Annotated in this window: 13 protein-coding genes; 9 read left to right on the forward strand and 4 right to left on the reverse strand. The window is 59.1% G+C overall.

Annotated elements, in window-relative coordinates; genetic code table 11:
• Positions 1-183 precede the first annotated feature (183 nt).
• From ACWGZX_RS22140 to araH, 4 genes are all read left to right on the forward strand, one after another.
• Entirely contained in the window at positions 184-1002 is an 819-nt protein-coding gene (locus ACWGZX_RS22140) for an SDR family oxidoreductase (protein WP_452625433.1), read from the forward strand.
• 123 nt (positions 1003-1125) lie between these two features.
• Complete coding sequence (locus ACWGZX_RS22145; protein WP_452625434.1) at positions 1126-2130, forward strand: substrate-binding domain-containing protein; 1005 nt, start codon at positions 1126-1128, stop codon at positions 2128-2130.
• A gap of 64 nt (positions 2131-2194) precedes the next feature.
• Positions 2195-3739: an L-arabinose ABC transporter ATP-binding protein AraG gene (araG, locus tag ACWGZX_RS22150; RefSeq protein ID WP_452625435.1), complete on the forward strand. Its 1545-nt coding sequence runs from the start codon at positions 2195-2197 to the stop codon at positions 3737-3739.
• 12 nt (positions 3740-3751) lie between these two features.
• The gene (gene araH, locus ACWGZX_RS22155; RefSeq protein ID WP_452629049.1) at positions 3752-4720 is read left to right on the forward strand and encodes an L-arabinose ABC transporter permease AraH; all 969 of its coding nucleotides are present in this window, start codon (positions 3752-3754) and stop codon (positions 4718-4720) included.
• Between the two features lie 211 nt (positions 4721-4931).
• On the opposite strand, the gene ACWGZX_RS22160 is transcribed toward araH, so the two are convergent.
• From ACWGZX_RS22160 to ACWGZX_RS22175, 4 genes are all read right to left on the reverse strand, one after another.
• Positions 4932-5186 (reverse strand): hypothetical protein, encoded by a 255-nt coding sequence (locus ACWGZX_RS22160; protein ID WP_452625436.1) that lies wholly within the window; start codon positions 5184-5186, stop codon positions 4932-4934.
• Positions 5187-5230: 44 nt separating this feature from the next.
• Positions 5231-5569, reverse strand: a complete 339-nt coding sequence (locus ACWGZX_RS22165; RefSeq protein WP_452625437.1) for a hypothetical protein — start codon at positions 5567-5569, stop codon at positions 5231-5233.
• 83 nt (positions 5570-5652) lie between these two features.
• Positions 5653-6858 (reverse strand): MFS transporter, encoded by a 1206-nt coding sequence (locus tag ACWGZX_RS22170; RefSeq protein ID WP_452625438.1) that lies wholly within the window; start codon positions 6856-6858, stop codon positions 5653-5655.
• 112 nt (positions 6859-6970) lie between these two features.
• Entirely contained in the window at positions 6971-7624 is a 654-nt protein-coding gene (locus ACWGZX_RS22175; protein WP_452625439.1) for an HD domain-containing protein, read from the reverse strand.
• A 114-nt stretch (positions 7625-7738) separates the two neighbouring features.
• Between ACWGZX_RS22175 and ACWGZX_RS22180 the strand changes: the two genes are divergently transcribed.
• The 5 genes from ACWGZX_RS22180 to ACWGZX_RS22200 all read left to right on the forward strand — a co-directional run bounded on the left by ACWGZX_RS22180 (position 7739) and on the right by ACWGZX_RS22200 (position 12702).
• The gene (locus tag ACWGZX_RS22180; RefSeq protein ID WP_150780608.1) at positions 7739-8221 is read left to right on the forward strand and encodes a GNAT family N-acetyltransferase; all 483 of its coding nucleotides are present in this window, start codon (positions 7739-7741) and stop codon (positions 8219-8221) included.
• Positions 8222-8377: 156 nt separating this feature from the next.
• Positions 8378-9370, forward strand: a complete 993-nt coding sequence (locus ACWGZX_RS22185; protein WP_452625440.1) for a 2-dehydro-3-deoxygalactonokinase — start codon at positions 8378-8380, stop codon at positions 9368-9370.
• 19 nt (positions 9371-9389) lie between these two features.
• On the forward strand, positions 9390-10010 hold the full coding sequence (locus tag ACWGZX_RS22190; protein ID WP_452625441.1) for a 2-dehydro-3-deoxy-6-phosphogalactonate aldolase: 621 nt from the start codon (positions 9390-9392) through the stop codon (positions 10008-10010).
• A gap of 60 nt (positions 10011-10070) precedes the next feature.
• Entirely contained in the window at positions 10071-11219 is a 1149-nt protein-coding gene (gene dgoD, locus ACWGZX_RS22195) for a galactonate dehydratase (protein ID WP_007903915.1), read from the forward strand.
• A gap of 172 nt (positions 11220-11391) precedes the next feature.
• Positions 11392-12702: an MFS transporter gene (locus ACWGZX_RS22200; protein ID WP_223519022.1), complete on the forward strand. Its 1311-nt coding sequence runs from the start codon at positions 11392-11394 to the stop codon at positions 12700-12702.
• Positions 12703-12710: the final 8 nt, after the last annotated feature.

The following is a 12710-nucleotide window of genomic DNA, read 5'->3' on the forward strand; positions in this document are numbered from 1 at the left end:
GGATGTAAAATTATATATTGAGATTGTTTGGTGGGCGGGTTTATAGTCGGCCATCAGTTACACGCACTCACACTTAAAAAAACAAAACAGGTGAAGTGATGCAGCGATTTTCCAAACAGTCTTTTGACCGGACATCGACAGATGCCCGGTTTTTGTTGTGCCGGCAAAAAGGAGCGTTGATTCATGGCTGAATCTCTTTCCTTGCCACCGGTGGCCGAACCGCCCAAGGGCGAGCGCCTGAAAAACAAAGTGGTGCTGCTGACCGGTGCCGCTCAAGGCATCGGTGAGGCCATCGTTGCGACGTTCGCGGCCCAGCAGGCCAAGTTGATCATCAGCGACATCCAGGCTGAAAAAGTCGAGAAAGTCGCGACACATTGGCGCGAACAAGGCGCCGATGTGGTGGCGATCAAGGCTGACGTATCGCGCCAGCAAGACCTGCACGCCATGGCCAGACTGGCGATTGACCTGCACGGCCGGATCGACGTACTGGTCAACTGCGCCGGGGTCAATGTGTTCCGAGACCCACTGGAAATGACCGAAGAAGACTGGCATCGCTGCTTCGCCATCGACCTCGACGGCGCCTGGTACGGTTGCAAGGCGGTATTGCCACAAATGATCGAGCAGGGCATCGGCAGCATCATCAACATCGCTTCGACCCATTCCACCCACATCATCCCGGGCTGCTTCCCATACCCGGTGGCCAAGCACGGTTTGCTCGGCCTGACCCGCGCACTCGGCATCGAATATGCGCCGAAGGGCATTCGAGTCAACGCCATCGCACCGGGCTACATCGAAACCCAATTGAACGTGGATTACTGGAACGGTTTTGCCAACCCGCAGGCCGAGCGCCAGCGCGCGTTTGATTTGCATCCACCGCGTCGCATCGGTCAACCGATTGAAGTGGCCATGACCGCCGTATTCCTGGCCAGTGATGAAGCACCGTTCATCAATGCCTCGTGCATCACCATCGATGGCGGGCGCTCAGTGATGTATCACGACTGAACAAAACGGCTTTCAGGCGCGGAACTCCGTCTGAAAGCCAATCATCATACGATATGACTATTAGCTCCAACGTTTACACCGGCTTTCAAATAACGCTCAAAAAAAATAACAAGGAGTCAGCTTATGAATCGTCGTCGTCGGATCCGTTCCCTGTGCTGTGCCGCTTTGGCGGTCACCGCGGTTAGCCTGAGCAGTACGCTGCTGGCGGCCGAGGAAGTGAAAATCGGTTTCCTGGTCAAGCAAGCGGAAGAGCCCTGGTTCCAGACCGAATGGGCATTCGCCGAAAAGGCTGGGAAAGAGAAAGGCTTCACCCTCATCAAAATCGCCGTGCCGGATGGTGAGAAAACCCTCTCGGCCATCGACAGCCTCGCCGCCAACGGTGCCAAGGGCTTCGTGATCTGCCCGCCCGACGTGTCCCTGGGCCCGGCGATCATGGCCAAAGCCAAGCTGAACGGTTTGAAAGTGATCGCCGTCGATGACCGCTTTGTCGATGCCAGCGGCAAGTTCATGGAAGACGTTCCGTACCTCGGCATGGCCGCGTTCGAAGTCGGCCAGAAACAAGGCAGCGCCATGGCCACCGAAGCGAAGAAACGTGGCTGGGAATGGAAAGACACCTACGCGGTGATCAACACCTTCAACGAACTCGACACCGGCAAGAAACGCACTGACGGTTCGGTCAAAGCGCTGGAAGACGCCGGCATGCCCAAAGACCACATCCTGTTCTCGGCGCTGAAAACCCTCGACGTACCGGGCAGCATGGACGCCACCAACTCGGCGCTGGTGAAACTGCCGGGCTCGGCGAAAAACCTGATCATCGGCGGCATGAACGACAACACCGTACTCGGCGGCGTGCGCGCCACCGAAAGCGCCGGTTTCGCTGCTGCCAATGTCATCGGGATCGGCATCAATGGCACCGACGCCATCGGCGAACTGAAAAAAGCCAATAGCGGTTTCTTCGGCTCGATGCTGCCTAGCCCCCACATCGAGGGCTACAACACCGCCAGCATGATGTACGAGTGGGTCACCACCGGCACGGAACCGGCGAAATTCACCGCGATGGACGACGTAACGCTGATCACGCGCGACAACTTCAAGCAGGAACTGGAAAAGATCGGTCTGTGGAACTGAGGCGCGGTTGATTTCAGCGGTGGCCCCGGCGACGGGGCTGCCTGACCTGTGAAGAGGTGGTTTTATGCACGCGCAAGTACAGACACACGAACACAGCGTTGGCGGCAGCTTGCGCTTCAACGGGATCGGCAAGACCTTTCCCGGCGTGAAGGCGTTGGACAACATCAGCTTCGTTGCGCACCCGGGGCAGGTTCACGCCTTGATGGGCGAGAACGGCGCCGGCAAATCCACACTGCTGAAAATCCTCGGCGGCGCTTACACGCCCAGCAGTGGCAACCTGCAGATCGGCGAGCAGACGATGGCATTCAAATCCACCGCCGACAGCATCGCCAGCCGCGTCGCGGTGATCCATCAAGAGTTGCACCTGGTGCCCGAAATGACCGTGGCAGAGAACCTGTTTATCGGCCACCTGCCGGCCAGTTTTGGCCTGATCAATCGCGGTACTTTGCGCCAACAGGCATTGGCTTGCCTCAAAGGCCTGGCCGATGAAATCGATCCGCAAGAAAAAGTCGGGCGCCTGTCCCTCGGCCAGCGGCAGCTGGTGGAAATCGCCAAGGCGCTGTCCCGTGGCGCGCATGTGATTGCGTTCGACGAACCAACCAGCAGTCTGTCGGCGCGTGAGATCGACCGTTTGATGGCGATCATCGGACGCCTGCGCGATGAAGGCAAAGTGGTGCTGTACGTCTCCCATCGCATGGAAGAAGTGTTCCGCATCTGCAACGCGGTGACGGTGTTCAAGGACGGCCGCTACGTGCGCACGTTCGAGGACATGAGCGAACTGACCCACGACCAATTGGTGACGTGCATGGTCGGTCGCGACATTCAGGACATCTACGATTATCGGCCTCGCAAGCGTGGCGCGGTGGCGTTGAAAGTCGATGGCCTACTCGGCCCCGGCTTGCGCGAACCAGTGAGTTTCGAGACACACAAAGGCGAGATTCTGGGGTTGTTCGGACTGGTCGGTGCCGGGCGCACAGAGTTGTTCCGTCTGCTCAGCGGCTTGGAGCGCAACACCGCCGGACGCCTGGAATTACGCGGCCATGAACTGAAACTGCGCTCACCGCGTGATGCAATTGCGGCCGGGATTTTGCTGTGCCCCGAGGACCGCAAGAAGGAGGGCATCATCCCGCTCGCCAGTGTCGCCGAGAACATCAACATCAGCGCACGCGGCGCCCACTCCACCTTCGGGTGTTTGTTGCGCGGCCTGTGGGAAAAGGGCAATGCCGACAAACAGATCAAGGCGCTGAAGGTCAAGACGCCGAATGCTGCGCAGAAAATCATGTACCTGTCCGGCGGCAATCAGCAGAAGGCCATTCTCGGTCGGTGGTTGTCGATGCCGATGAAAGTCCTGCTGCTCGACGAGCCGACTCGCGGCATCGACATCGGGGCCAAAGCCGAGATTTACCAGATCATCCATAACCTGGCCGAAAGCGGCATCGCGGTGATTGTGGTGTCCAGCGACCTGATGGAAGTGATGGGTATTTCCGACCGCATTCTGGTGCTCTGCGAAGGCGCGATGCGTGGCGAGTTGTCTCGCACCGAGGCCAATGAATCCAATCTGCTGCTACTGGCTTTGCCGCGCCAACGCGCTGACGGCGTGGCGAACTGAGAGGTGACTATGATGACAACCCAAAACAACGCTCTGCCGACCCAGCGCAAGCCCTTGGACCTGCGGCGCTTTCTCGATGACTGGGTGATGCTGCTGGCGGCGGTCGGGATCTTCGTGCTCTGCACGTTGCTGATCGACAACTTCCTTTCGCCACTGAACATGCGCGGCCTCGGGTTAGCGATTTCCACTACCGGAATTGCCGCGTGCACCATGTTGTATTGCCTGGCGTCCGGGCACTTTGACTTGTCGGTGGGCTCGGTGATCGCCTGTGCCGGCGTGGTCGCGGCGGTGGTGATGCGCGACACCGACAGCGTATTCCTCGGCGTGAGTGCCGCAATGGTGATGGGGTTGATTGTCGGGCTGATCAACGGGATCGTGATTGCCAAGCTGCGGGTCAATGCGTTGATCACCACGCTGGCGACCATGCAGATCGTTCGCGGTCTGGCTTACATCTTCGCCAACGGCAAAGCGGTCGGCGTGTCGCAGGAGCAGTTCTTCGTCTTCGGTAACGGCCAGTTGTTTGGCGTGCCGGTGCCGATCCTGATCACCATCGTCTGCTTCCTGTTTTTCGGCTGGCTGCTGAATTACACCACTTATGGGCGCAACACCATGGCCATTGGTGGCAATCAGGAAGCGGCGTTGCTGGCCGGGGTCAACGTTGACCGGACCAAGATCATCATCTTCGCCGTGCATGGCGTGATTGGTGCGCTGGCCGGGGTAATTCTGGCATCGCGCATGACCTCCGGGCAGCCAATGATTGGCCAGGGTTTTGAGCTGACGGTGATCTCGGCTTGCGTGTTGGGCGGGGTGTCGTTGAGTGGCGGGATCGGCATGATTCGGCACGTGATTGCCGGGGTGCTGATTCTGGCGATTATTGAAAATGCGATGAATCTGAAGAACATCGACACGTTTTACCAGTATGTGATTCGCGGTTCGATTCTGTTGCTGGCCGTTGTCATAGACCGGCTGAAACAGCGCTGATATGCGGTTACTTGTAGGAGCGGCGGTGCGGCGATCCGACTTGCCTGCGAGAGCGGTGGGTCTGACGCATTAGTGTTGGATGTGCCGACGCCTTCGCGGGCAAGCCCGCTCCTACAGTGGATTTGTGAACGACACAAAACAAATGTAGGAGCGGGCTTGCCCGCGAAGAGGCCAGTAGTATCAACACGTTACCCGGCCTCGCTCGAAGTGTTCAGCTATCCAGTTTGCGTGCCGCCTCAACCCCGGCACTGCTGAGTTTGATCGGCAGATTCACCGTGTGCTCGCCAGCCTCATCGCAGGTCACATGACCGTGTTGAATCAGCCCCCGGTCCTGCAGGGCGGCGAGGGTACTGGCCACGATTTTCTCCCCCCGATAATTGTCCAGAACCTCTTTGCCCAAGCCACTCGGGTGGGCATGCAACAGGCGGATCAGGACTTCTTTTTCCAGGTTTTTATCGTCGTTCATGCTTACCTCTTGATGTGTGTGGAGAGGTCGCTCGCGTGGGCGAACTATTGATAGGCACCGCCCTCGGAGCCCGAACCACCGGTGGTGGTTTTCGAGCCGATGCCGCTGCCGGCATTGTCGGGTGTCTGGGTGTCGGGCATGTTCAGTCCGCCTTGACGGCCCGCGTCGTTGCCCTGGATCCGTGGGTCAGTGCCCGTCGTGGGTGGGGGGTTACTGTCGATACCGGTGCCGTTGGTGTTCATGCTGGGTGCGCTCTGGATGGCGGGCGCTTTCGGGCCCTCGACCGGGTTGGTCGGGCCCGTACCTTCAGCGAGTGTGGCGGCGAACGCAGCAGAGGACAGCAGTGTGGCGAGAACGAGGGCGCTCAACCTGGACATGAACATGGCATCGTCTCCGTTTAATAGAGTCTCTACCTGATATTGGTCTGCCTCGCATTTGAATTGGTGCCTGATGAATGACGAACGGTTCAGGCCTGCTGCACGGATTTAACCGGCGCTACGCGACGCCAGATCAGTCGACCCACGGTGATCAACCAGTTCAGTATAGCCACGGCCAGCACGGTCAGGAGCAACGCGGGCATCCCTTGTTCGACGATGATTTTTCCGGCCAGCAAGGGAAAACCAAACACGCCGATGAAGTAGGAGAGGCTGAACAACAGCAAGGCTTGCGAGGTCGTGCCGTGTGGCGCTTCGTTGGCCGCCAGGCCGTTGATCACCGAATAGGTCAGACCGTATCCGACCCCGAGCATCACGGCTGCCAGTACATAACTGAGCCCGCTGTCGACGACGAAACCAAACAGCACAATCGACCCCATCATCAGGCCCGACAACAGGCACGATGAGCGGAATGGGTCACGTTTGACCACGATGCCGGCAATCAGCATTCGGCTGCTGATCGCCGCGCCCATGAAGCCAAAAAAGAACAGCGAATAATCCAGCGAGCGGGACGCGGCGTAACTGGTCTGGAAGCTCGACAGGCCGCCGAACACGCAACCACCAAGACCCACCATGAAGATCGGGAACACGGCTCTGGACGACAGCACTCGAACCGTTGCGCGCCAGGAAATTCGCGCGACCGAGGTGGCGGGCGCGGGCGTTTTTCTGATCTGTGCATCCAGTCGCCAGAACAGTAAAACGCCGATCAGGCTGGCCATTGCAGCGAGGTAAAACGCGGCGGTTACCGGATAGCCGAGGGCGCTGGCAGCGCGGCCCAGTAAAGGGCCGCTGCCGATCCCGGTCATCATGCTGCCCGACAGCAACGCAAAGTATTTGGCCCGTTGGGCCGGTGTCACCAAGCTGGCCACAATGATCGGCCCGAGGGTGTAAAACACGCCCCAACCCAGCCCCAGCAACAGTCCAAAAAACAACAGCGCAGTGCCGAAGCCCGGGGTCAAGGCGAAGCCGAGGCTGGCCGCCACCAGTAAGACGCCGAACAAGGCAATCGAGCGCGCGGCACCGAGCCAGTCAGACAAATGCCCCGAGACGATCACCGCCGCGAACGTGCTGAGCATGGCCGCCGAAATCACACTGCCGGCATCGTGTTCATTGCCGCCGCGTGAGCCGATCAGCAACGACAGCAAAAAAGTCGAGCCGTAGGACAGCGACAGCAAATAGCTGGCAAGGCAAAACAGGCCGAACAACCGGCTGGAGACTGGGGGTGTTGCGCTGGACATGACGCGGTTCCTTGAGCCGATAGAAATGAGCGTTTGATATCTATCACGCATCGCGCCGATGTTAGGTCCTGGGTTAGCGATTTCAGGATTAGCGCTGGCCGGAGTATTGCCTTCAACAGACGCCGATCTCTTCCTTGAACTGCTCCATGAAACCTTTCAGACGCTCATGCCTGATCTGCGCCAGGCGTCGACCGGTAGTGGTCTGGAAGCCGTTTGCCAAGTGCAGCAGCTTGGTCTGGAAATGGTCGAGGCAAAAGCGTTTGTCGTCGTAGTCGCGATGCTGTGCCTCCGGGTCCAGCGGGTCGTACAACGCGCTGCCCATGCGCCCGGCAACGTAGAACGTGCGCGCGACACCGAGCAAACCGAGGGAATCGAGGCGGTCGGCGTCTTGCATGATTTTCGCTTCGAGCGATGTAGCGGGAATGTTGGCGGAGAAGCTGTGAGCATCAATAGCGTGGACCACCGCGCTGATTTTTACGCTGGACCAATGCAAGTCTGCCAACACAGCAGATGCTTTCTCGGCGGCCAGTCGCGATGCGTGCGAACGCAGCGGCGAGTTCTTCTCCACCGCCACGCAATCATGCAACAGCACCGCTGCCAGCAGCACCTCAAGCTCGCCGCCTTCTTGTGCCTGAATCGTACGCGCGTTGTGCCAGACCCGCTGCAAGTGTGACAGGTCGTGGGCGCCGTCCTCTGAGGGTTCCAGCGCATGGGGCAGCAATTGAGCGGCGAGGGTTTGCAGGGGGACGAAAGCGTTGGTGGTCATAACCTTCCTTTGAATGTGAATGCGTTGTCCATAGATCAGGATTAATTTCCCATGTGACGGACGCAGCGTGGCAACTTAGTATGGCGTTTTCAACCTTTGACGAAGGCACGTCCCATGACGATCGAGATCCGCCCGGCGACCCCCAGCGATGCTCCGCAAATTCTCGGGTTCATCACTGAACTGGCCGACTATGAACGTGCCCGCCACGAAGTCATCGCCAGCGTCGCCGACATCGAGCGCAGTCTGTTCAGCGAAGGCGCCACCGCTCACGGCCTGATTTGCCTGCGCGACGGTCAGCCGATCGGCTTCGCCGTGTTCTTCTTCAGCTATTCCACCTGGCTCGGCAGCAACTGCCTGTACCTCGAAGACCTCTACATCACCCCCGAACAACGTGGCGGTGGTGCGGGCAAAACTTTGCTGCGCCACCTGGCGAAAATCGCCTGCGCCAATGATTGCGGACGGTTTGAGTGGAGCGTGCTGGACTGGAACAAACCGGCGATCGAGTTCTATAAATCGTTGGGTGCGCAACCACAGGAAGAGTGGGTGCGATACCGGATGGATGGGGCGGTGTTGCGCGAGTTTGCCGAGGGTAATTAATCGCCAGCGTCGCCGGTTAAAAGATCGCAGCCTTGAGTTGCGATTTTTTTTGCGTATATCCCAATATATGGGAGTGATATTTATATATTGAGATTATTGCACTTCCCGGTTTATAGTCCCGCTCACTCACTGCCAATAAACAAAACAGGTGAAGCGATGCTGGCGCAATTGATCGCGCTCGATTGGGGGACAACCTCATTACGTGCTTACAAACTCGCTGCGGATGGCCTGGTGCTCGAACAACGTTCGTTGTCATCGGGGGTCATGCAGCTGCCCCGGACGCCGCGAATCATCAAAGGTCAGGAATGTTCAGACGGTTTTGAACTGGCCTTCGATGAGGCCTGTGGTGACTGGCTCGACGCGCAGCCGGATTTTCCGGTGATCGCCTGTGGCATGGTCGGCAGCGCCCAGGGCTGGCTTGAAGCGGCCTACCGCGATACGCCGGCGAACGTCGCCAATCTCGGAACTTCCCTACAAACGGTTCGCAGTCTTCGCGGTGTCGATGTGCACATCGTGCCGGGTGTGATTCAGCGTTCGCCGTTGCCGAATGTGATGCGTGGCGAAGAAACGCAGGTACTTGGCGTTTTGCACACTCTTCAGGGCGAGGCGGGCAACGATCTGCTGATCGGCTTGCCAGGCAGTCATTCGAAATGGGTGGAAGTGGCCGACGGCTGCATCGTGCATTTCGATACGTTCATGACCGGCGAAATTTTCGCCGTGCTCAGCGAACACAGCATTCTGGGGCGCACCCAGCAAAAAGGCGCGTCTTTCGATGGCCAGGCTTTTGATCGTGGGGTGCAAGTGGCCTTGTCGGTGGACGGCGAGATCGGCCCGTTATCGACATTGTTCAGTGCCCGCAGCCTCGGGCTGATCGGTGATCTGAGCGCCACGGCCCAGGCGGATTATTTGTCGGGGCTGTTGATCGGTCATGAACTGTCAGCGCTGGCGACCGCCCAGCGACGTCGGCGCAATAGCGTACACCTGCCTTCGATCATCCTCATCGGTAATGCCCAACTCTGTGCCCGCTACAGCCGGGCTCTCGACGCCTGCGGTTTTGCTCGGGTGCTGCTGGCTGAGCAAGCCACCGAACGCGGGTTGTGGCAATTGGCGCTCGCCGCTGGACTGATCACACCCAACCCATCCCGTTAAACCTGACTGGAGGTCTGACATGCTCAAACACGCCTTGGCGCAAAACGGCCTGATCGCGATCCTGCGTGGCCTGCGCCCGCAAGAAGCGGCGGCCATCGGCGAAGTCCTGTACGCCGCCGGATTTCGCGTCATCGAAGTGCCGCTTAATTCCCCCGAACCGTACGAAAGTATCCGCATCCTGCGCAGTACCTTGCCTGCCGATTGCCTGATCGGCGCGGGCACTGTGCTGACACCGGAGCAAGTCGAGCAAGTGAAAGCCGCCGGCGGCCAAGTGATCGTCATGCCGCACAGCGATCCCAAGGTGCTGCGCGCGGCGAAAGCGGCGGGGTTGTTCCTGTCGCCGGGTGTGGCGACGCCGACGGAAGCCTTTGCAGCCTTGGCCGAAGGTGCGGACGTGCTGAAGATGTTCCCGGCCGAGCAGATGGGGCCGGCAGTCGTCAAAGCCTGGCTCGCGGTATTGCCGGCCGGAACCATTCTCGCACCGGTCGGCGGTATCACGCCGGACAACATGCAGGTGTTTATTGACGCGGGCGTCAAAGGCTTCGGTCTTGGTTCAGGTTTGTTCAAGCCGGGGATGACGCCAGCGGACGTGGCCGTCAATGCCAAGGCCTACGTGGCTGCCTGGAAAGCCCTTCGCTAAGACTTTTGGCGCTGTGAGCGCTACATCTATAAGAGCTGCATTTATAAAAAGAGAGCAGAGATGAAAATTACCAAACTGACCACCTTCATCGTTCCGCCGCGCTGGTGCTTCCTCAAGGTCGAAACCGACGAGGGCGTGACCGGTTGGGGCGAGCCCGTGGTTGAAGGCCGCGCCCACACCGTTGCAGCTGCCGTTGAAGAATTGTCTGACTACCTGATCGGCAAAGACCCACGCAACATCGAAGACATCTGGACCGTGCTCTATCGAGGCGGCTTCTACCGGGGCGGCGCGATCCACATGAGCGCGCTGGCCGGTATCGATCAGGCTTTGTGGGACATCAAGGGCAAGGCGCTGGGCGTGTCGGTCAGTGATTTACTCGGTGGCCAGGTGCGGGACAAGATTCGTGTGTATTCGTGGATCGGCGGCGACCGGCCAGCGGACACTGCGCGCGCGGCGAAAGAAGCGGTCTCCCGTGGTTTTACTGCGGTAAAAATGAACGGCACCGAAGAGCTGCAATTTCTCGACTCCTTCGAGAAAGTCGACCTGGCCCTGGCCAACGTCGCGGCCGTACGTGACGCGGTCGGACCGAACGTCGGCATCGGCGTCGACTTCCATGGCCGGGTGCACAAGCCCATGGCCAAGGTGCTGATGAAGGAACTCGATCCGTACAAACTGATGTTCATCGAAGAGCCGGTGCTCAGCGAAAACTATGAAGCGCTGAAGGAACTGGCGCCGCTGACCAGCACCCCGATTGCCCTCGGTGAACGGCTGTTCTCGCGCTGGGATTTCAAGCGCGTACTGAGCGAAGGTTACGTCGACATCATCCAGCCGGATGCGTCGCACGCCGGTGGCATCACCGAAACCCGCAAAATCGCCAACATGGCCGAAGCCTACGACGTGGCGCTGGCGCTGCATTGCCCGCTGGGGCCGATCGCCTTGGCGGCGTGCCTGCAACTGGACGCGGTTTGCTACAACGCGTTCATCCAGGAACAGAGCCTGGGCATTCACTACAACGAGAGCAATGACCTGCTCGATTACGTGAAAGATCCGCGGGTGTTCGACTACGACAAAGGCTTCGTGAAGATCCCGAATGGCCCGGGCTTGGGTATCGAGATCAACGAGGAATACGTGATCGAACGCGCCGCCGTCGGTCACCGCTGGCGCAACCCGATCTGGCGCCATGCCGATGGCAGTTTTGCTGAGTGGTGATTGATCTCTGATCCACCCCAAATCCCCTGTAGGAGCTGGCTTGCCAGCGAAGGCGGCATGACATCCGACATTGATGCGACTGACAGGATGCTTTCGCCGGCAAGCCGGCTCCTACAGGGTTCAGCGCAAGTCTTCTAGACGACCTCAATAAACATAAGAAGAGGCACTCCTCATGCAATCGCAAACCCTCACCGGGCAAGCGTCGTTGGTGACGCCCAGTCGCAAGCGATTTTTCATCATGGTCCTGCTGTTCATCACCGTGGTGATCAACTACCTGGACCGCAGCAACCTCTCCATCGCAGCCCCGGCGCTGACCAGCGAACTGGGCATCGATCCGATCCACGTCGGGCTGATCTTCTCGGCCTTCGGCTGGACCTACGCCGCGATGCAAATTCCCGGCGGCTGGCTGGTGGACCGTGTTCCACCGCGCATCCTCTACAGCGTCGCCTTGCTGCTTTGGTCGATCGCCACGGTCATGCTCGGATTCGCCGCGAGTTTCATCGCGCTGTTCGTCTTGCGCATGGCGGTCGGTGCCCTGGAAGCCCCGGCCTATCCGATCAACAGTCGCGTGGTCACCACTTGGTTCCCCGAGCGCGAACGCGCCACTGCCATCGGTTTCTACACCTCCGGGCAGTTCGTCGGCCTGGCATTCCTGACGCCGGTACTCGCATGGTTGCAGCATGAATTTGGCTGGCACATGGTGTTCATCAGCACCGGTGCGGTAGGCATTCTGTGGGCGGTGATCTGGTACGCGGTGTATCGCGAGCCTCGGGATTTCAAAGGCGTCAACGATGCTGAAATCGATCTGATCCGCGAGGGTGGCGGGTTGGTGGATATTCAGGCCGAGCAAGCCAAAGTCAAAGCGAAGTTCAGCTGGACTGACCTCGGGATTGTTCTGACTAAACGCAAACTGTGGGGCATCTACCTCGGCCAGTTCTGCCTCAACTCGACGCTGTGGTTTTTCCTGACGTGGTTCCCGACTTACCTGGTGAAATATCGCGGCATGGACTTCATCAAGTCCGGCCTGTTGGCCTCGCTACCATTCCTCGCCGCCTTCGTCGGTGTGTTGTGTTCGGGGTTCTTCTCTGACTTCCTGATCCGTCGCGGTTACACGGTAGGTTTCGCCCGTAAGTTGCCGATCATTGGCGGCCTGCTGATTTCCACCTCAATCATCGGCGCCAACTTCGTCGAATCGACGCCGTTGGTGATTGCCTTCCTTGCGCTGGCCTTCTTCGGCAACGGACTGGCGTCGATCACCTGGTCGCTGGTTTCAACCTTGGCACCGGCACGTTTGTTGGGGCTGACCGGCGGGGTGTTCAACTTCATCGGCAACTTGTCGGCGATCACCACGCCGATTGTCATTGGTTTCCTGGCGACCGGTGACTCGTTTGCCCCGGCGATTACCTACATCTCGGTTCTGGCATTGATTGGCGCGCTTTCCTACATCTTGCTGGTGGGCAAAGTCGAGCGTATCAAGTTGTAGTCGCGGGC

This window comes from Pseudomonas sp. CLCA07, assembly GCF_053615335.1.

What these genes read in the sequence shown, in the direction of transcription:
- ACWGZX_RS22175 (WP_452625439.1), bottom strand. Translation starts at nt 7,624, where the DNA reads ATGACCACCAACGCTTTCGTCCCCCTGCAAACCCTCGCCGCTCAATTG.
- ACWGZX_RS22190 (WP_452625441.1), top strand. Translation starts at nt 9,390, where the DNA reads ATGCTCAAACACGCCTTGGCGCAAAACGGCCTGATCGCGATCCTGCGT.
- ACWGZX_RS22170 (WP_452625438.1), bottom strand. Translation starts at nt 6,858, where the DNA reads ATGTCCAGCGCAACACCCCCAGTCTCCAGCCGGTTGTTCGGCCTGTTT.
- ACWGZX_RS22200 (WP_223519022.1), top strand. Translation starts at nt 11,392, where the DNA reads ATGCAATCGCAAACCCTCACCGGGCAAGCGTCGTTGGTGACGCCCAGT.
- ACWGZX_RS22165 (WP_452625437.1), bottom strand. Translation starts at nt 5,569, where the DNA reads ATGTTCATGTCCAGGTTGAGCGCCCTCGTTCTCGCCACACTGCTGTCC.
- ACWGZX_RS22145 (WP_452625434.1), top strand. Translation starts at nt 1,126, where the DNA reads ATGAATCGTCGTCGTCGGATCCGTTCCCTGTGCTGTGCCGCTTTGGCG.
- ACWGZX_RS22140 (WP_452625433.1), top strand. Translation starts at nt 184, where the DNA reads ATGGCTGAATCTCTTTCCTTGCCACCGGTGGCCGAACCGCCCAAGGGC.
- ACWGZX_RS22185 (WP_452625440.1), top strand. Translation starts at nt 8,378, where the DNA reads ATGCTGGCGCAATTGATCGCGCTCGATTGGGGGACAACCTCATTACGT.
- dgoD (WP_007903915.1), top strand. Translation starts at nt 10,071, where the DNA reads ATGAAAATTACCAAACTGACCACCTTCATCGTTCCGCCGCGCTGGTGC.
- ACWGZX_RS22160 (WP_452625436.1), bottom strand. Translation starts at nt 5,186, where the DNA reads ATGAACGACGATAAAAACCTGGAAAAAGAAGTCCTGATCCGCCTGTTG.
- ACWGZX_RS22180 (WP_150780608.1), top strand. Translation starts at nt 7,739, where the DNA reads ATGACGATCGAGATCCGCCCGGCGACCCCCAGCGATGCTCCGCAAATT.
- araG (WP_452625435.1), top strand. Translation starts at nt 2,195, where the DNA reads ATGCACGCGCAAGTACAGACACACGAACACAGCGTTGGCGGCAGCTTG.
- araH (WP_452629049.1), top strand. Translation starts at nt 3,752, where the DNA reads ATGACAACCCAAAACAACGCTCTGCCGACCCAGCGCAAGCCCTTGGAC.